Raw genomic sequence first — 23,008 nt, 5'->3', positions numbered from 1 at the left:
GAGGGCCCTGGATCCGACCCGTCGAGTCTACGGATGGCACAGGTTCGCGACACGTGACGGGAACGTGAGATGTGCCCCGCTGCGGCGGGAGCTCTCTGGTGGTCCCGTGACCGTCCCCCGGGTGATCCCGGGTGATCCCGGGCGATCAGCCGAACAGCGCACCGACCGCCCGGGCTCGGCGCAGCGACTCCGGAAGCGCCTGCAGGAGCACGTCGACGTCCTGGTCGGTGCTGGTCCAGCCCAGCGACAGGCGCAGCGCGCCCCGGGCGTCCTCCTCCGAGAGTCCCATCGCCGCCAGCACGGGGCTGGCCTGGGTGACGCCCGCCGAGCAGGCCGACCCTGCCGAGGAGTCCACTCCCCGTTCGTCCAGCAGGAACAGCAGCGAGTCCGAATGCGCGCCCGGGAACACCACGTGCACGATGTGCCCGGACTGCGGCGACTCCTCGGAGAGGGTCAGCCGTGCGCTCGAGTCGATCTGCCGGATCCCGTCGCGCAGCCTCCGGGCGAGCGCGCGGATCCGCCGGCTCTCCTGCTCCCGGTCACGCACCGTCTCCTGGAGCGCCGCCGCGAAGGCGGCGGCCAGCGCCAGATCCAGCGTCCCGGAGCGCACGCCCCGCTGCTGGCCTCCGCCGGTGCTGGTCGTGCCGAAGGGAACGTCGGGCTTCGCCACCAGCACTCCCACCCCCACCGGGGCGCCGATCTTGTGCCCGGACAACGACATCAGGTCGATGTCGTCCCAGGATGGACGCCGCACATGCCCCACGCCCTGCACCGCATCGGTGTGGACGAGCGTGCCGTGGGCCCGGGCGATCGCGGCGAGAGCCGCCAGGTCCTGGAGGGCACCGGTCTCGTTGTTCACCAGCGCCGTGCTCATCACGCTCACCGCGCCATCGGCGAGGGCGTCGGCCGCGCGGTCCGCCTGCAGGATGCCCTGGTCGTCCACCGGCAGCAGACGCGCCTCGATCGAAGGGGTCAGCGCCTGGAGCGAGCGCGCCGTCGCGACCACCGCCGGATGATCGGTCGCCGCGACCGCCACGGCGGTGCGGGAGCTGTCCGCGGCGACCGCCCCGGTCGCCACCGCCCGGATCGCGAGGTTGTCCGCCTCGGTCCCCCCGGAGGTCATGATCAGCCAGCTGCGCGGCACCTCGAGGAGCTCGGCGATGAGCTCCAGGGCGTCGTCCAGGACCGCTCTCGCCCGGCGCCCTGTGGCGTGCACGGACGACGGATTGCCCTGCACGAGCGATGCCTCGACGAAGGCCTCGCGAGCTGCCGGTCGCAGCACCGAGGTCGCCGCGTGATCGAGATAGGCGCGCCGCTCACCATCTGCGCTCATCGCCCCGTCCGGCGCGGCGGCGCGACTGCTGTCGCTATCGCTGGCACTGGCGCTGGCGCTGGCGCTGCTCACCATGGCTTGTTCGGATCCTGCTCGGACCCGCCGGGATCGGTCTCCCCCTCGCCCCCCTGGGATTCCTTGTTGCGCTCCTTCAGCTTGTCCTCCTTGCTCTTCTGCTCGCTGTCGCCCTCGGTGGGAGCCTCCTCGTCGGGTCCATCACCCTCGGGGTCCTCCTTCGTCGGCTCGCCCGGATCCTGCGGCGAGCCGGAGCCCGGCTCGCCCCGGTCGTCCGGGTCGTTGCCGGCTTCCTCATCGGCCTCGCGACGCTTCTCCTTCACCCGGTCGCCGTTGTCCTCGGTGGTGCCGGAGTCCTCGTTGCCGGTGCCCCCGCCCTGGCCGCCCTCGCCCTCGCCTCCACCGCCGCCGGAGGCGCAGGGGGCGAGGATCTCCTCGGCCTCGAACAGCCTGTCGGCGCGCTCCTGGGGATCCTCGATCTGATCCGCCTGGCGCTCGATGGAGAGGGCGAGGTTGTTCGCGATCTTGCACTGGGCATGGGCCGGGGAGTTGAGGTCGCTGTGATCGGTCCACTCCGTCATGGCGGTCCGCAGCTCCTTCTCGGCCTCCGCGTCCTTGTCCTGCTGCAGGAGATCGGTGCCTTTGGACAGATGCGGCAGGTACGGCTCGAACCAGTTCGTGAACTCGACGGGGGCCAGCCGCTCGATCGCGGTCGGATAGTCCTGTGCCTCATAGGCGGACTGGTGCGTCGCCTGGGTGATCGGCATCGACAGGAACTTCACCGCCAGCAGGGCGAGTGCCAGGATGGGCAGGGCGAGGACCGCGAAGACGATGATCCGGGCTCGGCGCAGCCGGCGCACGTTCAGCCCGAAGTTCTTCGGGCTCCCGGTGGTGTCCTGCGTGAGAGCGGGCGATGGGGCCCGCGTCGAGGCCTTCTCTGCCGTGGGCTTCTCTTCCGTGGTCTTCTCTGACGAGGGTGCACTCATCTCTGCGCTCCTGAGATGTCGTAGCGATCGAGCTTGCGCGGGAGCCGATAGGTCATCTCGCCCAGCTCCCAGATCAGGAGCAGCGCGAGCGGGATCGAGGCGATCCAGTACCAGTCCTCGAAGGATGCCACGTCGCGACCGGACTCGATCGGGATCGGCTTCAGGGTCACGTCATCCATGGTCCCCTCGATCGGCGCCTCGGGGTCCTCCCGATGCAGGTAGGGCACGCCCATCTGCCCCGCGATGGTCTGCAGCTGCTCCTCGTCGATCGTCGAGATCCCCTGCTCCCCGTCGGGCCCGGTGATGTACTCGCCGTCGGTGGCACCGCCCTCCGCCTTCATGGGGCCGCCCTCGGCGGTGCCGTACCCGAGCACGGCGCCGCCGTCGATGAATCCCGCTGCCGAGCTGAAGGATTCGGCGTCCTCCCCGTCGGTGTTCTCCCCGTCGGAGAGGAAGTAGACGAGGATCTGGGAGTCCGGGTCGTCCCGCTGCGCATCGGAGAGCGCGCTCATCAGCGACTGCAGAGGACGGTCCACGTTCGAGCCCTTCGAGTACGCGGTGGGCTCCGTGGTCACGGTGTCGATCCAGGACGTCGCGGCACCAGCATCGGTGGTCAGCGGCAGCTGCTGGGTCGCCGTCGAGTCGAAGGCGATGATCGAGTAGCGGGAGCCCTCGGTCATCCCCATCACCCGGGCCATGTCGGCCTTGACGCCGTCCAGCCGTGGCTGGTCGCCGGCGTAGTCCTCGGCGTTCATGGATCCCGTGCGGTCCACCACGAAGAACACGTTCGCGTTCATCCGCTCTGTCTGCTGGGTGTCCAGCGGAGTGACCGGCCGCAGCGCGACCACCAGCAGGAGCACGATCATCAGCACCCGGCGCAGCCACGCCACGCGCTGGCGCGGCCTGCGGATCAGCAGCACCACGGCGACGATCAGCATCGCCGCGAACAGCGGGATGCTCGCCCACAGGGGCATGAGGGGCTCGAGACGGATCATCGTGTTCTCCATCCCAGCACGAGGATGCCGATCAGCGAGAGGAACGTCAGGACGAACCCGAAGGTCGGATGGTCAGTGCGCACCACCGTCGGCTCGGCACCCATCGCCTGCGCCTGTGACTTCTGGATCTCCTGGATGATCGAGGGGATCGCCTCGGGATCCGAGGACTCGTACAGATCGCCGTCCTGGTCCTCGGTGGCCGTCTTCAGCTCCTCGAAGCACTCCGGGCCGCAGTCATACGCTCCGGGGTAGAACGTGTAGAGGTCGATCTCCCGTGCGGCGACCGACTCGGTGGCCTCCTGCAGGGTGAAGATCGGTTCGCCGTTGACCTCGTTGTCGGTCGCGAAGATGATCGAGCGGGAGCGGTCCTCCTCGGCCTGGTCGAAGACCTGGCCGCACGAGGCGAGGCCGTCGGGGACGACGGAGGCCTGATCCGGGATCCCCTTGGTGCCCTCGACGAAATCGACGTACTGACGGACCTTGTCGTCGGAGTAGTCGCGGTTGCCCAGTCGATACCCGAACTCGTCGAAGTCGATCGCCTCGGCACCCTCCTCGAGCTCGCGCTTGATGAGGTCGTAGTCGTTGGTCAGCGGGAACACCGTCCGGCTGGTCGAGTTGAAGATCGTCAGCGCGACCCGCTCGCCCTCGAAGGTGTCGACCATCTCGGCGAAGGTCGCCAGGATCTCGGTGTCGTACTCGTACATCGACCCCGAGACGTCCAGGCACAGCACGATGTCGCGCGAGGCGAAGTCGGGGGTCTCGATGCGTTCGGTCGCGATCCGCCCGGAGAGGACGGAGGCGGCGACGACGCCGACGACGGCGATGCCGACCTGCAGCACCCGCAGCACCTTCGCGGTCCGTTGGGCGCGCGCGAAGCTCGGAAGGCGATCGAGGTACTCCGAGTTCGCGACCAGCACCGGCGACTTCCGCATCGCCCGACGGTTCCAGAACGTGATGCCCCAGACGGCGAGCGCGGCGAGCAGCAGCAGGGCGGTGACCCACCAGAAGGTCATGACCATCGCCGGATCACCTCCCTCGAGCGGCGCACGGAGTCCTGCAGCTCGGCATCGGTGCTCTGCGCGAAGTCCGGCTCGTAGAGCGCGGCGATCAGCTCTCCGACATCTCGGGTGCGCGGATCCGCCCGCAACGTCGACGTGTCCTGGCTGGTCACATCCTGTCCCGTGGTCCGGCGCACGAAACGGCGCATCACGCCGGTGAGCTCGTGGTGGCCCTCGCGGGCTCCGAGAGCACCGGACTCGTGACGATCGGCGATGTCGTTCACCGCGCGCAGGAACTCCGCCTTGACGGTGTCCACGTCGGAGGGGCGATCGCGATAGGCGATGCGCTTCTCGATCGCCCGGGTGATCTTCAGGGTGCCCACGATGAGCGCGGTGATGATCAGCAGGCACAGCACGGCGAGGATCACCCAGGCGACGGAGTACTGGGGCGGGGCGATGATCTCCGGCGGCGCGGGCTCCGCGAGGAGCGGGGCGCCGCCCAGCAGCCTCAGCGCCGGACCGCTCAGCTCAGGAACGGGCATGGCGGTACTCCCTCGAGCGCAGCATCGCGATCATGTCGTCGACCACGGTGGTCTCTCCCTCGGTGACCATATGGGTGACGTGCAGGCGGTCGAGCATCTCGGTGATGCCGTCGCGCCTCGCCCGACGGTAGGCCTCGACGTCCTGCGCGACCCGCTTGGAGGACCGGGCCAGCGAGGCGATCTCCCGCGGGCGGTCCACATCGACGACGTCGTGCTCCAGGTCGGTGCGCTGCAGAGGATCCGCATCGGCGATGCGGATCACCATGACGTCGTGCCGGGTGGTCAGTCGGCGCAGCAGCGTGAAGTCCTCGACGCTGGGATGCGCCTCGTCGGTGATGATCGTCATCAGCGTGGATCGGGAGGTGACCCGGAAGGCCCGTTCGAGCAGCCAGGAGGTGTCGGTCACCGGGGCCGCGGTGGTGGTGGACTGCTGCACGCTGCGCAGGAGCAGCTCGAGGTGGCCGTCGCTGGACCGCGAGGGCAGCTGGATCGGACGGCCCTCGCCGCCCGCCACCAGGCCCACCATGTCACCGCTCTTCTGGGCGAGGAAGCAGACCATCCCCGCCGCCAGGATCATCGCGTCGCGCTTGGAGCTGCCATCGGCCGCGGTCGCCGCCATCGCCGAGGAGGTGTCGGCGACGATCGACAGGTGCCGCACCCGCTCCTCGTTGAACTGTCGGATCAGCGGTTCCCCGGAGCGCGCCGTCGCCTTCCAGTCGATCTCGGAGATCTTGTCCCCGGGCTGGTAATACTTCAGATCGTCGAAGTCCTCGCCGCTGCCCTTGAACATCGAGCGGCCGCGACCCTGGATGAGTCCCCGCGCCCGGTTCGAGGTGTGCAGGTCGACCCGAGCCTTGACGCGGGTCAGCAGCGAGGTGGCCATTCAGTGCGCTCCGTACTCCGTGATCGGGATGTCCGTGATCCGTGGGCCGTGGCCGTGAGGGGTGGGGTGGGGTGGGGTCAGGGCATCGGCACGGCGTGGAACACCGCGTCGATGATCTGCTCCGGCTTGATGCCGCTGGCCAGGGCGTCGAAGGTGAGCACGAGACGGTGGCGCAGCACGCCGTAGCGCATGGCCCTCACGTCGTCGGGCGTCACGTAGTCGCGTCCGTTGAGCAGCGCGTGGGCCTGGCCCACGCGCATCAGGGCCAGTGAGCCGCGAGGGCTCGCGCCGACGCGCACCGACTGGGTCAGGTTCGGCACCGGCCGCGGGCCGGAGCCGCGCGTGGTGAACACCAGATCGATGATGTACCGCTTCACCGCCGGATCGACGTAGACCGAGTCGACCGTCTGCTGGAGGAAGCGGACGTCCTCGAGGGACACGTTGGCGACGGCCTCGCGGGGACCGGTGAGGCTTCCCGCCGTGGAGCGGTCGAGGATCTCGTGCTCCTCGCCGGGCCGCGGGTAGGTGAGGATCTCCTTCATGAGGAAGCGGTCCATCTGCGCCTCGGGGAGGACGTAGGTGCCCTCCTCCTCGATGGGGTTCTGGGTCGCGAGCACCATGAACGGCTCGGGGAGGCTGTACACCTCACCGCCGATCGAGGTCTGCCGCTCCTGCATCGCCTCGAGCATCGCGGACTGGGTCTTCGCGCTGGAACGGTTGATCTCGTCCAGCAGCACGACGTTGGCGTGCACCGGGCCCAGCTGGGTGGTGAAGGTGCCCGAGCCGTAGTTGAAGATCTGGGTGCCGATGATGTCGTTCGGCATCAGGTCGGGCGTGCACTGGATGCGGGCGAAGGATCCGGTGATCGACGAGGCCAGGGCGCTCGCGGCCGTCGTCTTGGCCAGACCGGGCACGGATTCCAGCAGCACGTGCCCGCCGGCGGCGAGCGCGGCGACCAGAGTCATCCGGAGGTTCTCCTGCCCGACCACGCGGGACTGGAACACGGAGGAGATCGTGCGGATGATCGAGCCGGTGCGCTCGAGATCCGCCGGCGAGATCGCCGCGGACGAGGGCGCGAAGTCTCCGGGCCGACGCTGCTGGCCGCCCTGTCCTCGTCCCTGCTCCGGCTGTGGGGCCTGCCCCTGCTGCGGTGCCTGTCCCTGCTGAGGTGCCGACGGCTGGCCTTGGGGCTGCCCCTGACCCTGATCCTGGCCCGGGGCCTGCGGCCGGCCCTGGGGCTGGAGCTGCCCCTGGGGCTGCGGCGGTCCGGCGGGCCTGCCGGGGTGCGCCTGGGGCGCGGACCCGCCGGGACCTGCCGGCACCGCGCTCTGCTGGCTGGGTGGAATGCTCATGCGCTGGGGCTCCCCCGTCGTGCGTCGATTCGATCTGCTCGTGCGAGCTGGACCGTCGTCCTGCTCCGGCCCTGCCCCCGCAGGGACCGGGGACCGCGCACGGCCACGTGACCGTGAGGGTCCAGCCCCCGCTGCGCTCCCGGCGTCCGGGCTGTTCCCCGGACGAGGAGCGCGGTGACATCCCGACGATCCTAACGTCACCGGGCCCCCTGAGTGCGATCGTGACCGCCGACGGTGGGAGAATGCGCCGGTGCCAGCAGATCATCCCGACCGTGCCGCGACCCCGGCCGCTCCCTCCTCCCCCGGCCTCTCGGTCGACGCCGCGGGACGAGGCACCTTCGCCGTGGCCGCCCCGCGCGCCGAGGCCATCGACCTGTGCGTGCGCCATGGCGGCACGGAGCGGCGGCAGCGGCTGCGGCACATCGAGGGCGGGCTCCACTGGGACCATGTGACCGGGATGATTCCGGGCACGCAGTACGGGCTGCGGGCCCATGGCCCGTGGGACCCCGCCGGTGGGCAGTTCTTCACCTCGACGCGGCTGCTCCAGGATCCGTGGGCACGGGGCGTGTCGCACTCCTCGTCCCTGCTGAGCTCGTTCTTCCCGGTCGAGGTCGACGCGATGCTCGATCGCCTCGACGAGGATCCCCTGCCCAGCTCGACCGATAACAGCCAGGAGGCCGTGTGGTCGGTCGTCGTCGGCGACGCCTTCGACTGGCAGGACGACCTGCGGCCGATCGTGGACTGGGACGCGACGGTGCTCTACGAGGCGCATGTCAAGGGGTTCACCCGGCGCCACCCCGACGTGCCGACCGAGCAGCGGGGCACGTACGCGGGTCTCGCGCATCCTGCTGTCACGACATACCTGCAGGAGCTCGGCGTGACGAGCGTGGAGCTGCTGCCGATCCATGCCGCGATGGACGAGGCCCACCTGACCCGGTTGGGGCTCACGAACTACTGGGGCTACTCGACCATGTCGTTCTTCGCCCCGGAGCCGTCGCTGGCCACGGCGGCCGCCCAGCGGGCCGGAGCCCAGGCCGTGCTCGACGAGGTCAGGACGATGGTCCGGGCGCTGCACGCCGCGGGCCTCGAGGTCATCCTCGACGTGGTCTACAACCACACGGCCGAGGGCGGGGCGGGCGGCCCCTCGCTGTCCCTGCGGGGGCTGGACAACCTCGAGTACTACTGGATGGACCACGGCACGTTCCAGGACGTCACCGGGACCGGCGGGACCCTGGATCCGCGGTCGGTGCACGTCATGGATCTGGTGCTCGCCTCGCTTCGTCATTGGGTGCAGGAGGTCCATGTCGACGGCTTCCGCTTCGATCTGGCGGCGACGCTGGGACGGGACGATCGGGGCTTCCGCGCCGACCACCCGCTGCTGCGGGCGATCGCCACCGACCCGGTGCTGCGCGAGGTCAAGCTCATCGCGGAGCCCTGGGACGTCGGGACCGATGGCTGGCAGACCGGCGGTTTCCCGGCCCCCTTCGCCGAGTGGAACGACGCCTTCCGCAACGATGTCCGGGCCTTCTGGCTCTCCGATCGTGCGCATCGGGAGAGGACCGGGGACGACGCCGTCGGCGGGATCCGGGATCTCGCGACCCGCCTGAGCGGATCCAGCGACCTGCTGACCAGGAACGATCCGCCCGCGCTGCCCGAGGGGCGCAGCCTGCGCTCTCCCTGGGCCTCGATCAACTACGTCACCGCGCACGATGGCTTCACCCTGCGGGACCTGACCGTCTACGAACACAAGCGCAACGAGGCCAACGGCGAGGACAACCGCGACGGCACCTCGGACAACCGCTCCTGGAACCACGGCCACGAGGGCGAGGTCCCCGGCCCCGACCCGACCAGGACCGAGGAGCTGCGCCGCCGCACCGGGCGCAGCATGCTCGCCACCTTGCTGCTCGCCTCCGGGACGCCGATGCTGACCGCCGGGGACGAGATCGGGCGCACCCAGCAGGGCAACAACAACGCGTACTGCCAGGACAACGAGATCTCGTGGGTGGACTGGTCGCTCGACGACCAGGCCCTGGAGCTGCGGGAGTCCGTGTCCCGCATCCTGCACCTGCGAGGCGAGCATCCGCAGCTGCGTGCGCCGCACTTCCTGCGCCCTGCGGATCCCGAGCACCTCGACGCCGGACAGGTCGCCTGGTTCGGCGCCGAGGGCGACCCCCTGGACCATGAGTCATGGATGGATCCGTCCCGGCATCTGCTGGCCATGCTGCGGCCGGCGATCCGGGGACGCGGCGGAGCGGAGCATCTGCTCGTGATCTTCTCGACCGACTCCCGTGACGTGCCCGTGCAGATGCCGCGGGCGCCCTGGCCCCAGGGCACGACGCGGGTTCTCCTGGACACCGCCCTCGAGCGCCAGGATGACCTTCCCGCGAGTCCCGTCCTCGAGCGGACGGTCATCGTGCGCAGCGGGAGCGTGGTGGTCCTCGGGATCGCGGCCGACGGTGCTGAGGAGCCCTCCGAACGGCTATCGTGAGGACCGTCACCACGACCGTCGCAGACACCGAGGTGTCAGGCAGGAGAGACCATGTCCCAGGCCACCGGGTCCGAGGGCGCCGCGCCCCGGACCACCGCGCACCGGACCGCTGCATCCGCAACCGGCTCGACCGGATCGACCGGATCGACCGGCACGACGAACACGAGCAGCACGACCAGCTCGCTGGAGCGCGGCGTGGGCCGGATCCCGATCATGGACGTGCAGCCCGTCGTCGACGGCGGCCGCTTCCCGGCCTCCTGCGTCGAGGGCGAGACGATCACCCTCACCGCGAACGCCTTCCGCGAGGGACACGACGAGATGGGCGTGCAGGCCGTCCTCGTGGATCCCGACGGCGGCGAGCAGCGCCTGCGGATGGAGTCCACGAACCCGGGCCTGGATCTCTGGCAGGTGCCCGTGCGGCCGGATCGGACGGGGCACTGGTCCTTCCGCGTCGAGGCGTACTCCGCGCCCTACGAGAGCTGGGTCCACAGCGCCGAGGTGAAGATCCCGGCCGGCATCGACCTCGACCTCGTCTGCGCCGAGGGGGTCCTGGTGCTGCGGCGCGTGCTGGCCGAGGTCGACAGCGGCCTGCGGCCCGCGTCCGACGGCCCCGTCGTCCGCGCGGCTCTGGAGAGCCTGCGCTCCCCCGGCCTGCCGGCCTCCTCGCGCGTGGCCCCGGCGCTGGCCGCCGATCTGCGCGGCATGCTCGCCCTGAGACCTCTGCGCGAGGGCGTCACGGTCTCGGCGACCTACCGGCTCGTGGTGCACCGCCGTCGGGCCCTGTTCGGCTCCTGGTACGAGTTCTTCCCCCGTTCCGAGGGGGCCAGCTTCGACCCGGAGACGGGATGGCGCTCGGGCACCCTGCGCACCGCGGCGACGTCCCTGGACCGGATCGCGGCGATGGGCTTCGACGTCGCCTATCTGACCCCGATCCACCCGATCGGCTCGACCTTCCGCAAGGGACGCAACAACACCCTGGACCCGCGCCCCGGGGACCCCGGGTCGCCCTATGCGATCGGGTCGGCCGACGGCGGCCACGACGCGATCCATCCCGACCTCGGCACCCTCGAGGACTTCGACGCCTTCGTGGCCCGCGCCAAGGAGCTCGATCTCGAGGTCGCCCTCGACATCGCCCTGCAATGCTCCCCCGACCATCCCTGGGTCACCGAGCACCCCGAATGGTTCACGGTGCGGGCGGACGGCACGATCGCCTACGCCGAGAACCCGCCCAAGAAGTACCAGGACATCTATCCGCTCAGCTTCGACACCGACTACGACGGGCTCTACGCCGCCGTGCGGGACATGCTCGAGCACTGGGTCGACCACGGGGTGACGCTGTTCCGGGTCGACAACCCCCACACCAAGCCGGTGCGCTTCTGGGAGGAGCTGCTGGCGGAGTTCGACGAGAAGCATCCCGAGGTGATCTTCCTGGCCGAGGCGTTCACCCGGCCCACGATGATGCACACGCTCGGCAAGGTCGGCTATCACCAGAGCTACACCTACTTCACCTGGCGCGAGAGCGCCGCGGAGCTGCAGGAGTACCTCGAGGAGCTCGTCGAGTCCGCGCCGTACATGCGGCCGAGCTTCTGGCCCACGACCCACGACATCCTCACCCCGTTCATGAGCTCGGGGGGCCGACGGGCCTTCGCCCTGCGCGCGATCCTCGCCGCCACCCTCGTCCCCACCTGGGGCATCTACACCGGGTACGAGCTGGTCGAGGACGTCCCGCGGCCCGGGGCGCAGGAGCAGATCGACAACGAGAAGTACGAGTTCACGCCGCGCGACTTCGCCGGCGCCCTCGCCGCCGGCCGGAGCCTCGAACCGCTGCTGACGGACCTCAACCGGATCCGCCGCGAGCATCCCGCCCTGCAGTCGCTCACCTCGATCCGGTTCCATGAGGCCGAGGACGAGCAGGTGCTGGTCTTCTCCAAGCATCTCGGAGCAGTCGCCAGTGGCACCGGCTCGCCGGACACGATCCTCGTGGTCTCGCTGACCGCCCATGACAAGGACGCGTGGACCACGCTCCACCTGGATCTCGACGCGCTCGACGTCCCCGAGCGCTTCGAGGTCGAGGACCTGCTGACCGGCGAGAGGTTCACGTGGGGCAGCGACCCCTACGTCGTCCTCAGCGCCACCGACCGGCCCGCGCACGTCCTGCGGATCATCCACCCCGAGGAGAGCTGACATGGCTGACCAGACCGACCCCACCCCCTCGACCTCAGGCGCGGCGAGTCCGTCCTCCGCACCGGCTCCTGCGACACCGACCGCACCGGCCCCTGCGACGCCCTCGTCGCCTTCTGCGACACCGCCTGCCTCGCCGTCCGCGCCGGTCCCTTCGTCGTCGACGGCGACTCCGACGGCGGTACCGACGGTGATGCCGCTGGGCGAGCACGAGCTGGGCGCCGCCGCCACCGGCAGCTATCACGATCCCCATTCGGTGCTCGGCGCCCACGAGTACGAGGGCGCGATCACGGTCCGCACCCTCAAGCCCTTTGCCCGGGCGGTCGAGGTGGTCCTGCCCGATGGCAGCGCGGTCGCGATGGAGCACGAGTACGACGGGATCTGGGCCGTCGCCCTCGCGGTCCCCCACCTCCCCTCCTACCGGGTGCGCGTCACCTGGGAGGAGGGTGCCGCTCCGGTGGACCTCGACGAGCCCCACCGGTTCGCGCCCACCATCGGCGAGCTCGACCTCCACCTGATCCACGAGGGCCGCCACGAGGAGCTGTGGCGGGCGCTCGGCGCCCACGTGCTCACCCTCGACGGGGTCGAGGGCACATCGTTCGCCGTGTGGGCCCCCAACGCCCGCGCGATCCAGGTGGTCGGCACCTTCAACGGGTGGGAGGGCCGTGGCCACGCCCTGCGCAGCCTGGGATCCTCCGGCGTCTGGGAGATCTTCGTCCCCGCTGTCGGGGACGGGGACACCTACAAGTTCCGGATCCTGGGGGCCGACGGCACCTGGGTCGACAAGGCCGATCCGATGGCGCGCCTGGCCGAGGTGCCGCCCGCCACCGGCTCCGTGGTCACCACGAGCACCTTCGAGTGGACCGACGAGCACTGGCTCGCCGAGCGCGCCGCCCAGGAGGCCGTCGCCTCCCGGATGTCGATCTACGAGCTCCACCTGGCCAGCTGGCGCCCCGGGCTCGGCTACACCGAGCTCGCCACCGAGCTGGTCGACTATGTGACCGAGATGGGCTTCACCCACGTGGAGTTCATGCCGGTCGCCGAGCACCCCTTCGGCGGGTCCTGGGGCTACCAGGTCACCGGGTACTACGCCCCGACCTCCCGTCTGGGCTCCCCCGACGAGCTGCGCCACCTGATCGATGCGCTGCACGCGGCGGGCATCGGCGTGATCCTGGACTGGGTCCCCGCCCACTTCCCCAAGGACGAATGGGCGCTCGCGCGCTTCGACGGCACCGCGCTGTACGAGCATGCCGATCCCCGGCGCGGCGAGCACCCGGACTGGGGCACGCTCGTGTTCGACACGGGCCGCCACGAGGTGCGCAACTTCCTGGTCGCCAACGCCTGCTACTGGCTCGAGGAGTTCCACGTCGACGGCCTGCGGGTCGACGCCGTCGCCTCGATGCTCTACCTGGACTACTCCCGTGAGGACGGCCAGTGGATCCCCAACCGCCACGGCGGCCGGGAGGACCTCGAGAACATAGCCTTCCTGCAGGAGACCACCGCGACCGCCTACAAGCGGGCGCCGGGCATCGTGATGATCGCCGAGGAGTCGACCTCGTTCCCGGGCGTCACCCGTAGCACTGACAGCGGCGGGCTCGGCTTCGGCTTCAAATGGAACATGGGCTGGATGCACGACACCCTGGAGTACCTCGGGCAGGACCCGATCAACCGCCAGTACCACCATGGCGAGCTGACCTTCTCGATGGTCTACCAGTACTCCGAGAACTTCGTGCTCCCCATCAGCCACGACGAGGTCGTCCACGGCAAAGGCTCGCTGCTGCGCAAGGCTCCGGGCGACGACTGGCAGCAGGCCGCCTCGCTGCGCACCTACCTGGCCCTGCAGTGGACCCATCCCGGCAAGCAGCTCGTGTTCATGGGCAGCGAGTTCGCGCAGGGCACCGAATGGTCCGAGCAGTCGGGCCTGCCGTGGTGGCTGCTCGAGTACCCGCTGCACCGCGGCACCCAGCAGCTGGTCAAGGACCTCAACGGCCTGCAGGCCGACTTCCCCGCGCTCTATCAGCGCGACCAGGATCCGGGCGGCTTCGAATGGCTGATCGGGGACGACGCCGACCACAACATGCTGGTGTTCCTGCGTCGCGACGAGGCCGGCGACCCGGTGGTCGTGGTGCTCAACTTCTCCCCGCAGCCGTGGCACGGCTACCGGATCCCGCTGCCCGAGGGTGGGAGCTGGCTCGAGGTGCTCAACAGCGACGCCCCGGTCTACGGGGGCAGCGGCATCGGGAACCTGGGCCGTGTGCATGCGGAGGCCCTGCCCCAGCACGGCCGGGATCACTCGGTGCGGCTGTCGGTGCCCCCGCTGGGCGCCGTCGTCCTCGTCCCGGAGCGGCTCCGCGAGGGCTGAGCAGCCGGGCCCCGTGCCGCAGTGCTGGGCTGCAGAACCGGGCTGCAGAGGCCGCTCCCGATGACCGAGCCGGCCGACCGAGCAACGACGACCTGCCGCCCCTCCGGAGAGCTCCGGAGGGGCGGCAGGTCGTGGGCTGTGCAGGCACCGCGGGCGGCCGTGCTGTCCGCGGGCGGCCGTGCGCTCAGTACAGGAAGTTCGCCAGGCGCTTGCGCGCGGCAGGCACCCGCGGATCCGCCGGGCCGGCCACCTCGAACAGCTGCAGCAGACGATCACGCAGCGCGGCCTTCGTCTCCTGGTCGGCGCCCCGGAGGTGGCCCAGCAGGCGGCTGAACGCGTCGTCGACGTGTCCGCCGAGCATGTCGAGGTCGGCGACCAGCAGCTGTGCCGCCAGGTCCGTCGGCTTCTGGGCGGCCTCCTCGCGGACCGCGTTCGCGTCGATGCCCTGGGTGCGGCGCATGAGCGACACGGTGGCCAGGCCGGCCTTCGCCTCGGCGTCGGCCGGGGTCTCGGAGAGCTGCTTCTCGTAGGCGGCCACGGCGGCGTCGAGGTCGCCCTTCTCGATCGCCTCGTAGGCCTCGGCGATCAGCGGCGGCATCGGCTCCTCCTCGGGAGCCGCCTGCTCACCCTGCCCTGCGCCGGTGGTGTCCAGGCCCTGCTGCTTCGCGAGCTCGAGCACCTGGCTGATGAGGTTGTCGACCTCCTCGTCGGGGAGCACGGACTGCACGATCGGCTGCACCTGGCCGAGGATCAGCAGGAGCAGCGTCGGCAGCTGCTCGATGCGCAGGGCTCCGGCGACGCGCTGCTGCGTGTCGGCGTCGACGACCGCGAGGCGGAGCGCCCCACCCTGGGCGTCGACGGCGCGCCGCAGGGAGCCGAGGAACTGCTCGCCCTCGGCGACCCGCGAGCTGGTGACGAGCATGAGCGTGGGGATCTGCTGCGAATCGGCGACCAGCTGCTCGAGACCCTGCTCGGTGACAGCCACCTCATGCGGGGACGGGGTGCCCCCGGCGCCGCCGGCGCTTCCCTCGGAAGCGGCAGGCTGCTTCAGCGCGGCGAGATCGATGATGCCGTACGGATCGGTCACGGGAGAACTCCTTCGACGAGGTCGGGACCCGAACAGTCTAGGGAGTGCACCGAGCCGGGGCTCTCAGAGACCGCCATCCCGGGGACGCCCTGAGAGAACATCCTCCGGAGCCGATCGACCGACGACGTCGCCCCGGCGGAGGTCACTCCCCCGTGGCTCCCAGGGTGGTCAGGGTGGCGCCGATCGGCTGCACCTGCGCCGTGGCGCCCTTCTTCGCACCCTTCGCCCCCTTGGCGGGGATGAACAGGGCGACGTGCGCCCCATAGGTTCGGACGTACTCCTTGGTGAACTCCTTGCTGCCGATCACCTTGGTGTACGCGTTGTCCTCCGCATAGCGCATGGTCGCGCCGTCCTTGATGGACACCGTGCGGGTCGAGGTCAGGGTGCCCATGACGATGGCTCCGCCGTCGTCCGTGCGCAGCCCGACGAACTCCTCGTCCGTGACCTTGTAGGTCTCCTTCACAGTCGCAGCCTCGTCCTTCTCGACGCCGGCGTTGAGCTCCTTGCGCTCGGTCTTGATCTGCTCGTGCCGCTCCAGCTTGAAGGGGTCGTCGGCGAGCAGGTCGTCCGGGTCGTCCTCGTCGCCGTTGGAGAGCACCTTGGCATACAGCGCCAGGGCCTTCGCGGGAGTCATGAGCAGGTCCTCGGAGTCCACCTCGACCTTCTCGGCACCCACCAGCTCGTTGGGCACCTGAGGCATCTCGATGCCGACGGCCTGCTGAGCCCAGCCCCAGCTGATGTAGGGCGACTGGGCGTCGGCCTGCTGCAGTGCCATGAAGTACGGGACGCCGTCCTTCTTCGAGTCCTCGACCAGGGCGATCGCGACGCGCGGGAACTCGGCGGTGACGGTGGTCATCGGGACGATCAGCGACTCACCGGGGACGCTGAGGAAGGCTGCCCACTCGTCGGCCTTCTTGATCATCGCGTAGGCCGACTTGCGGAAGGTCACGGCCGAGCCGGTGACGCGGGGCGCGAGCTTCTTGACGTCGGCCTTCTTGTCGGCGGCGAGCACCGCAGCGTTGACCTCGCTGACGTAGGTCTCGAACTGCTCGACCGTGTTCACGGGGGTCGGCTCCGCGGCGGAAGGGCCCTTGGGCGGCGCGGGCGGCGCCTCGGGCTCCGAGGCGCAGGCGGAGAGCACCCCGGCGGCGAGGAGGGATCCCGCTCCGACGAAGAGTCCACGGCGGGGAACGGGTCGGCTGGTCATCTGCGGGTCCTTCCACACAGGCGTGCTGCGGTTCTGGCGGGTCATCGACGGTCCTCGCTGTCCCGGTCGTCGACGTCTTCCGGGGTACCGCGATCCTCGCCCAGGCCCCAGGCATTGTCCTCCGGGCCCGTCGGGGAGGGACGGCCGGCGTCCGGGTCGGCGACGTCGTCGCCCTTCCCGTCGACCGGTGCGAGCACCTCGGTGTCGTCGTGGAAGAGGCGGACCGGATCGCCGGGCGCCTCGCTGTCGGACGTCACGCCATCGGTCGTCATGTCGTCGGACTCAGCATCAGCATCAGCATCAGCATCAGCATCAGCATCAGCCGGCGTACCAGCGGCTGCGCCTGCCTCGACCTCGGGGTCGACCGCGGCGCGGTCAGTCTCCGTGGCGGCGTCGGTCGCCTCGAGCTCCGCGTCCTCGTCGTCCTCTCGGCGTCGGCCGCCGATCGAGACGACGAGCAGGACCAGGCCGATCACGGCGATCGCGGCGCCGCCGGCATAGGCGAAGGGAACCCACTCGTTCTCGTTCTCGACGGGCCAGGTGATCGAGACGGAATCGGCACCGGCCTCGGTGCCGTCGGTGACGACCAGGATCGCCCGGTACGCCTGCTGGTTGTCCCCGTGCTCCTCCGCGGCGAAGTCGGCGATCTCGACCGTGTACGGCGAGGGCTTCGTCTCGACCGTGCGCCACAGGTCCGATCCGGTGGGATCGCTCAGCTCGGTGGCGCCCTCCGGGTTGACCGCCTCCGCGCTCAGCGTGCTCCAGTCGCTGGCCCCGGTGATCCGCGTGTAGGAGGTGTCGGCGAGGTAGGCCTCGATGTCGCTGTTGTCCGCGGTGATGAGGGAGACGTCCGAGGAGCCCTCGATCGTCACCTCGCCCTTCTGGCCCCCGACGTACAGGACGCCCGGATCGATGACCACGGCGGGGCCGGGGCTGCTGAGCTCCACGGTCGCGGTGGTCTCGGTCGGTGGGGCCCAGGTGGTCTCACCGAGGCGTCCCAGCACCAGTCCGATCACTCCGATCAGGATCAGGAGGACGGCGAGGAGGCGTTGCACGATAAGTGCTCCTTCAGAGCGGCCCCGACGGGCCAAGGTGGCAGATTCATCCACGATAGGGCGGTGCCGTGCGCGGCAACAGTCCCCCGTGACCATGTGCACCTCGGTAAAGATCCCCTCATGAGCGCCCCATGGGCCTCTCATCAGGCGCGCAATGAGCCTCCGGCGTCGGATCCTCCGGATCGGTGACGTACCCTGGCGGAGTGCGTCTCGTTGTTGCCCGTTGCTCCGTCGACTACACCGGTCGACTCACCGCCCACCTCCCGCTGGCCCCACGCCTTCTCATCGTGAAGGCCGACGGCAGCGTGCTGATCCATTCCGACGGGGGCAGCTATAAACCCCTGAACTGGATGAGCCCGCCCTGCACCCTGGCGACCACGCGTCGCGAGGACGCGGACGCCGTCGACGACCCCGAGGGCGAGTGGATCGAGCAGTGGGACGTCACCCATACCAAGACCGGTGACCGGCTGCGGGTGCGGCTGCACGAGATCTTCGAGGACTCCGCCCATGAGCTGGGTGTCGATCCCGGCCTGCAGAAGGACGGCGTCGAAGCGCATCTCCAGGCGCTGCTGGCGCAGAACATCGAGACCCTGGGCGACGGCTGGTCGCTCGTGCGCCGGGAGTACGGCACCGCCATCGGGCCGGTCGACATCCTCGCCCGTGACGCGGACGGCGGATCGGTGGCCATCGAGATCAAGCGCCGCGGCGAGATCGACGGCGTCGAACAGCTGACCCGGTATCTCGAGCTGCTCAACCGCGACCCCCTCCTGGCCCCCGTGCGCGGCATCTTCGCCGCCCAGGCCATCAAGCCCCAGGCCCGCGTCCTCGCCGGTGATCGCGGGATCGACTGCGTGACGCTGGACTACGACGCCCTGCGCGGGATCGACGACGTCGACTCCCGGCTGTTCTGATCTCCCCACCCGCCCCGCTCACCCCACCGCACCAGGAGCTGCCTTGAGCACCGCTGCCAGCACGGACCACTCCCCCGCGGCGGTCTCCGCCGATCTCGCTCTGCGCGGCACGGCGCTGCTCGAGCAGGGGCTCGTGCCTGACGCCCTGGTGCTCGTCTCCGGGCAGGACATCATCTGGTCCGGTCCCTCCGCGCACGCTCCCGAGCACACCGCCGTGAAGACCCTCCAGCACGAGGGGCTCATCCTTCCCGGACTGGTCGACCTGCACTGCCATGGCGGCGGCGGCGTCTCCTTCCCCGACTCCACCTCCGCCGAGGAGATGCTCACCGCGGTGCGTGAGCACCGCCGGCACGGAACCACCTCTCTGGTCGCCTCCCTGGTCACGGCGGACGCGGCCACCCTGCGCGACCGGGTCGGGCAGCTCGCGCAGCTCACGGCCGACGGAGAGATCGCCGGCATCCACCTCGAGGGCCCGTTCCTCTCCGTGGCCCGTCGGGGCGCCCAGAACCCCGAGCACATCACCGCCGGCGATGCGGATCTGGTGCGGGAGCTCGCCCAGATCGCCGGTGGAGCACTCGCCACCATGACCGTCGCCCCGGAGGCGGAGGGTGCAGACGCGGTGATCGAAGCCCTCGCCGAGGTCGGCGCCATCCCCTCCCTCGGACACACCGACGGCTCCAGCACCCAGATGACCAGCGCCGTCGCGCTGGCCGGTGACCAGCTGCGCCGGGAGCACGGGCGCTCCGCCCGTCCTACGGCCACCCATCTGTTCAACGGGATGCGGCCGATCCACCATCGTGATCCCGGCCCCGCGCTCGCAGCGCTGGACGCCGCAGCCCGCGCGGATCTCGTCGTCGAGGTCATCGCCGATGGTGTGCACCTCGATGCACGCACCGTCGCCCATGTCTTCGCCCTCGCCGCCGATGACTGCGTGGCGCTGGTGACCGACGCGATGGCCGCGGCCGGGATGCCGGATGGCCAGTACAGCCTCGGCTCGCTCGACGTCACCGTCGATGCCGGGGTCGCGACCCTCACCGGCGGCACCGCGATCGCCGGAGGGACTGCGCATCTGCTCGACGTGGTGCGGTTCGCCGTCCTCGAGGCCGGCGTCGACCTGGTGCGCGCCGTCCGTGCGGCGTCCGTGGTCCCGGCCACGGTGCTGGGTCAGCAGGATCGCCTCGGATCTCTCGCACCGGGACGCCGGGCCGACATCGTGCTCACGGACACCGACCTCCGGCCCGTCTCCGTGCTGCGGGGCGGCCAGCGGGTCGGCGCCTAGCTGGACGAGGGCCAAGTGGTCCAGGGGTGGCAGGTCCGGGGCCGACAGGTCCAGAGCTGCCTAGCGGGCTGGCGGATCGAGAGCCGACAGCCGTCAGCCGTCAGCCGTCAGCCGTCAGCCCGACGATCAACGGTTCGTACGGCACCGTGGCCGCGGTCAGTCAGTCCGCGTCGCCCATCACGAGGCCGGTCGGAGCTGCCTCGATCCAGGAGTTCAGCGCAGCCCCGGAGGCGAGATCCACGATCGCGACGATCGTGCGCCCGCCGCGCAGCGTGAACTCCACCAGGAAGCTGTCCTCCTCGCCCGCGATGCGGGAGGGCAGGCGGCGCCGGGACACGTCGAGCAGCTCGAGGCGTCGGATGACCACCTCGGGACGGACCCGCAGCGAGAAGGCCCGATGCCATCGCAGACGATCGGTGCCGAAGCGCATCAACCCGTGCTGCCAGCTCGACCTGGTCACCAGGCCGCGCCGTTGCAGGGAGCACTCGAAGGCGCCGCGCTGACGGCTCAGGGCGATCTGCCGACCCACCAGATACACCGCCATCACGACGAAGAGCATCCCGACCCCCAGGAGGAGGATCGGGATGCTCAGATCGATCATGAACTGTTCAGGCGCCGCTCAGTGATCCGACTCGAGCAGCTCGGCGTCGTCGACACCGATGGTGACACGGTCGGAGTCCACGGAGACGAAGCCGCCATGGACGGTGCGCTCGGCGACCGAACCGTCCGCGTCGATGATGCGCACCTGACCGTCGCCGAGAACGGCGAGCGTGGGCTGCATCTGCGGCAGGATGCCCATGGACCCGTCGGCCGCGGGCACGACCACCTGGGCGGCCTGACCCGACCACACAGTGCGACCGCTGGTGACGAAGGTGACCTCGAGAGCACTCACGCCCCGAGCTCCTTCTGGATGCGGTGGTGGTTCTCCATGACCTTGTCGATCCCGCCGACGTTGAAGAACGCCTGCTCGGTGATGTGGTCGAATTCGCCGTCGCAGATGCCCTTGAAGCCCTCGATCGTGTCGCGGAGCGAGACGTCCGAGCCGTCCACACCGGTGAACTGCTTGGCGAGGTGGGTGTTCTGCGAGAGGAACTGCTGGATGCGGCGCGCACGCGACACCGTGACCTTGTCCTCCTCGGAGAGCTCGTCGACGCCGAGCATCGCGATGATGTCCTGCAGCTCCTTGTTGCGCTGCAGCACCATCTTCACGCGCACCGCGGTGTCGTAGTGGTCCTGGCCCACGTACTGCGGGTCGAGGATCCGCGAGGTGGAGGTCAGGGGGTCGATCGCCGGGTACAGACCGCGCGAGGCGATCTCGCGGGAGAGCTCCGTGGTGGCGTCGAGGTGGGCGAAGGTGGTCGCCGGGGCCGGGTCGGTGTAGTCATCGGCCGGCACGTAGATCGCCTGCATCGAGGTGATCGAGTGTCCGCGGGTCGAGGTGATGCGCTCCTGGAGCACACCCATCTCGTCCGCGAGGTTGGGCTGGTAGCCCACGGCCGACGGCATGCGGCCCAGCAGGGTCGACACCTCGGAGCCCGCCTGGGTGAAGCGGAAGATGTTGTCGATGAACAGCAGCACGTCCTGGGACTGCACATCGCGGAAGTACTCCGCCATGGTCAGGGCGGAGAGGGCCACGCGCAGACGCGTGCCCGGCGGCTCATCCATCTGGCCGAAGACCAAGGCGGTCTTCTCGATGACGCCCGACTCGGTCATCTCCTCGATGAGGTCCCAGCCCTCACGGGTGCGCTCACCGACACCGGCGAACACGGAGACGCCGTCGTGGTTGTTCGCCACGCGGTAGATCATCTCCTGGATGAGGACCGTCTTGCCGACGCCGGCGCCGCCGAACAGGCCGATCTTGCCGCCCTGCACGTACGGGGTCAGGAGGTCGATCGACTTGATGCCGGTCTCGAACATCTGGGTCTTGGACTCCAGCTGGTCGAAGTTCGGCGCCTGGCGGTGGATGGGCCAGCGCTCGGACACCTGGAGGGTCTCGCCCTCGGGGAGGTTCAGCGCATTGCCGACCACGTCGAAGACGGTGCCGAGGGTCGCGTCGCCGACGGGCACCGAGATCGGGGCGCCGGTGTCGGTGACGTCCTGGCCGCGGACGAGACCGTCGGTGGGCTTCAGCGCGATGGCGCGGACCATGCCGTCACCGAGGTGCTGGGCGGTCTCCAGGGTGAGGAGCGTCGAGGCGAGGCCTGCGCCGCTCACCTCGACCTGCGCGGTGAGCGCGTTGTACATGGCGGGGATGTTCCCGGGCGGGAACTCGATGTCGACGACGGCGCCGGTGACACGCGCGATACGACCGGTCGCGGTGGCGGGGGCGGGAGCTGTGGTGGTCATGTGGCTTCTCTCCAAGGGGTCGGGCCGGCGCTCGGGAGCGCTGGGCAGAGGTCTCAGCGTTCGGTGCGCCCGGATCCGGAGAGGGCGTCGGCGCCGCCGACGATCTCCGTGATCTCCTGCGTGATCTCCGCCTGGCGAGCGGTGTTCGCCAGTCGGGTGAACTTGTCGATCTGGGTCTGTGCGTTGTCCGTCGCGGTCTGCATCGCTCGCTGCCGGGAGGCGTGCTCCGAGGCGATGGACTGCATCAGGGTGTTCACGATGCGCGACTCGACGTATCGCGGGATGAGCTCGCCCATGACGGATTCGGCGTCAGGGGTGAACTCGTAGAGCGGGAACGTCGGCTTCTCGCCGCCGTCCTCGGCCTCCACGATGCCCATCGGCACCAGCCGGGAGACGCGTGCGAACTGCTGGAACCTGCTCTTGAAGCGGGTTCCGACCAGGTACAGCTCATCGACGTGGACCGCGGGGTCCTCGCTGAGCAGCACCTCGGTGAGGGTCTCGGCGATCTCGTGGCCGAGGAGCGCGAGCTCCTCCTCCTTGTACGGAGTCCACGTCTTGACCGACGGACGGTTGCGGAACCGGTAGTACGAGTCGCCCTTGCGGCCGACGATGTACATGTCCACGGTCTTGCCCTCGTCGCGCAGCGAGTTGCCGAGCTCCTCCGCCTCACGGATCGCGTTGGGCGAGTACGAGCCCGCCATGCCGCGATCAGAGGTGATCAGCAGGATCGCGACACGGCCGGTCTGCGCGCGGTCCTGCTCCAGGAAGGGATGCGCGAAGTCGGTGGAGTGCGTCGCCACCGCTCCGATGGCCTGCGAGATGGCATCGGCGTACGGCGTCGTGGCGAGCACACGGGCATGCGCCTTGGCGATGCGCGTGGCGGCGATCATCTCCTGGGCCTTGAAGATCTTCTTCATGCCCTGAGCGGATTTGATCCGCTTCTTGTACTCCCTCTGCTGTGCTCCCATGTCTCTCCTCGTGCGTGGCG

19 protein-coding genes are annotated in these 23,008 nt (G+C 70.0%); 5 read left to right on the top strand and 14 right to left on the bottom strand.

Going from position 1 to position 23,008, the window contains the following annotated elements:
* Positions 1-145: 145 nt before the first annotated feature.
* The 7 genes from ABD093_RS17355 to ABD093_RS17325 form a co-directional block, all read right to left on the bottom strand.
* Complete coding sequence (locus tag ABD093_RS17355) at positions 146-1,333, bottom strand: cysteine desulfurase family protein (protein WP_193116055.1); 1,188 nt, start codon at positions 1,331-1,333, stop codon at positions 146-148.
* A gap of 68 nt (positions 1,334-1,401) precedes the next feature.
* Positions 1,402-2,334 (bottom strand): ICP22 family protein, encoded by a 933-nt coding sequence (locus ABD093_RS17350; RefSeq protein ID WP_226849614.1) that lies wholly within the window; start codon positions 2,332-2,334, stop codon positions 1,402-1,404.
* The gene (locus ABD093_RS17345) at positions 2,331-3,329 is read right to left on the bottom strand and encodes a vWA domain-containing protein (protein ID WP_193116056.1); all 999 of its coding nucleotides are present in this window, start codon (positions 3,327-3,329) and stop codon (positions 2,331-2,333) included. Before ABD093_RS17345 ends, ABD093_RS17350 begins: the two co-directional genes overlap by 4 nt.
* Positions 3,326-4,348: a vWA domain-containing protein gene (locus ABD093_RS17340; protein ID WP_193116057.1), complete on the bottom strand. Its 1,023-nt coding sequence runs from the start codon at positions 4,346-4,348 to the stop codon at positions 3,326-3,328. The genes ABD093_RS17345 and ABD093_RS17340 overlap by 4 nt, the downstream gene beginning before the upstream one ends.
* Positions 4,339-4,869 carry a hypothetical protein gene (locus ABD093_RS17335; protein ID WP_343926081.1) on the bottom strand — a complete coding sequence of 177 codons (531 nt, stop codon included), beginning with the start codon at positions 4,867-4,869 and terminating at the stop codon, positions 4,339-4,341. The genes ABD093_RS17340 and ABD093_RS17335 overlap by 10 nt, the downstream gene beginning before the upstream one ends.
* Positions 4,856-5,752: a DUF58 domain-containing protein gene (locus ABD093_RS17330; protein WP_343926079.1), complete on the bottom strand. Its 897-nt coding sequence runs from the start codon at positions 5,750-5,752 to the stop codon at positions 4,856-4,858. Before ABD093_RS17330 ends, ABD093_RS17335 begins: the two co-directional genes overlap by 14 nt.
* A gap of 77 nt (positions 5,753-5,829) precedes the next feature.
* Complete coding sequence (locus ABD093_RS17325; RefSeq protein ID WP_343926077.1) at positions 5,830-7,104, bottom strand: AAA family ATPase; 1,275 nt, start codon at positions 7,102-7,104, stop codon at positions 5,830-5,832.
* Positions 7,105-7,354: 250 nt separating this feature from the next.
* Between ABD093_RS17325 and glgX the strand changes: the two genes are divergently transcribed.
* From glgX to glgB, 3 genes are all read left to right on the top strand, one after another.
* Positions 7,355-9,592: a glycogen debranching protein GlgX gene (gene glgX, locus ABD093_RS17320; protein ID WP_343926075.1), complete on the top strand. Its 2,238-nt coding sequence runs from the start codon at positions 7,355-7,357 to the stop codon at positions 9,590-9,592.
* A gap of 51 nt (positions 9,593-9,643) precedes the next feature.
* Positions 9,644-11,776: an alpha-1,4-glucan--maltose-1-phosphate maltosyltransferase gene (locus ABD093_RS17315; RefSeq protein WP_343926073.1), complete on the top strand. Its 2,133-nt coding sequence runs from the start codon at positions 9,644-9,646 to the stop codon at positions 11,774-11,776.
* Positions 11,777-11,966: 190 nt separating this feature from the next.
* On the top strand, positions 11,967-14,135 hold the full coding sequence (glgB, locus tag ABD093_RS17310; protein WP_343926250.1) for a 1,4-alpha-glucan branching protein GlgB: 2,169 nt from the start codon (positions 11,967-11,969) through the stop codon (positions 14,133-14,135).
* A gap of 184 nt (positions 14,136-14,319) precedes the next feature.
* Here glgB and ABD093_RS17305 read toward each other — a convergent pair whose 3' ends face one another.
* The 3 genes from ABD093_RS17305 to ABD093_RS17295 form a co-directional block, all read right to left on the bottom strand.
* Positions 14,320-15,222, bottom strand: a complete 903-nt coding sequence (locus tag ABD093_RS17305) for a co-chaperone YbbN (protein WP_193116062.1) — start codon at positions 15,220-15,222, stop codon at positions 14,320-14,322.
* Positions 15,223-15,364: 142 nt separating this feature from the next.
* Positions 15,365-16,474, bottom strand: a complete 1,110-nt coding sequence (locus ABD093_RS17300) for a DUF8094 domain-containing protein (RefSeq protein ID WP_193116063.1) — start codon at positions 16,472-16,474, stop codon at positions 15,365-15,367.
* The gene (locus ABD093_RS17295) at positions 16,471-17,484 is read right to left on the bottom strand and encodes a hypothetical protein (RefSeq protein WP_343926071.1); all 1,014 of its coding nucleotides are present in this window, start codon (positions 17,482-17,484) and stop codon (positions 16,471-16,473) included. The genes ABD093_RS17300 and ABD093_RS17295 overlap by 4 nt, the downstream gene beginning before the upstream one ends.
* A gap of 203 nt (positions 17,485-17,687) precedes the next feature.
* Between ABD093_RS17295 and nucS the strand changes: the two genes are divergently transcribed.
* Complete coding sequence (gene nucS / locus ABD093_RS17290; RefSeq protein ID WP_193116065.1) at positions 17,688-18,395, top strand: endonuclease NucS; 708 nt, start codon at positions 17,688-17,690, stop codon at positions 18,393-18,395.
* Between the two features lie 43 nt (positions 18,396-18,438).
* Positions 18,439-19,674 carry an N-acetylglucosamine-6-phosphate deacetylase gene (locus ABD093_RS17285; protein WP_193116066.1) on the top strand — a complete coding sequence of 412 codons (1,236 nt, stop codon included), beginning with the start codon at positions 18,439-18,441 and terminating at the stop codon, positions 19,672-19,674.
* A gap of 160 nt (positions 19,675-19,834) precedes the next feature.
* Here the strand turns inward: ABD093_RS17285 and ABD093_RS17280 are convergent, their stop codons facing one another.
* The 4 genes from ABD093_RS17280 to ABD093_RS17265 are packed head-to-tail and all read right to left on the bottom strand — an operon-like array spanning position 19,835 to position 22,988.
* Positions 19,835-20,275 carry a DUF2550 family protein gene (locus ABD093_RS17280; protein WP_193116067.1) on the bottom strand — a complete coding sequence of 147 codons (441 nt, stop codon included), beginning with the start codon at positions 20,273-20,275 and terminating at the stop codon, positions 19,835-19,837.
* A gap of 18 nt (positions 20,276-20,293) precedes the next feature.
* Entirely contained in the window at positions 20,294-20,566 is a 273-nt protein-coding gene (locus ABD093_RS17275; RefSeq protein WP_193116068.1) for a F0F1 ATP synthase subunit epsilon, read from the bottom strand.
* A complete protein-coding gene (gene atpD / locus ABD093_RS17270; RefSeq protein ID WP_193116069.1) occupies positions 20,563-22,020 on the bottom strand; it encodes a F0F1 ATP synthase subunit beta in 1,458 nt (485 codons plus the stop codon). The genes ABD093_RS17275 and atpD overlap by 4 nt, the downstream gene beginning before the upstream one ends.
* A 53-nt stretch (positions 22,021-22,073) precedes the next feature.
* On the bottom strand, positions 22,074-22,988 hold the full coding sequence (locus ABD093_RS17265; RefSeq protein WP_343926068.1) for a F0F1 ATP synthase subunit gamma: 915 nt from the start codon (positions 22,986-22,988) through the stop codon (positions 22,074-22,076).
* Positions 22,989-23,008 lie beyond the last annotated feature (20 nt).

The organism is Brachybacterium tyrofermentans (assembly GCF_039526165.1).
Classification (GTDB): Bacteria; Actinomycetota; Actinomycetes; order Actinomycetales; family Dermabacteraceae; genus Brachybacterium; species Brachybacterium tyrofermentans.
The sequence above is the reverse complement of the archived record's forward strand: the minus strand, read 5'-3'. Positions and strand labels throughout refer to the sequence as shown.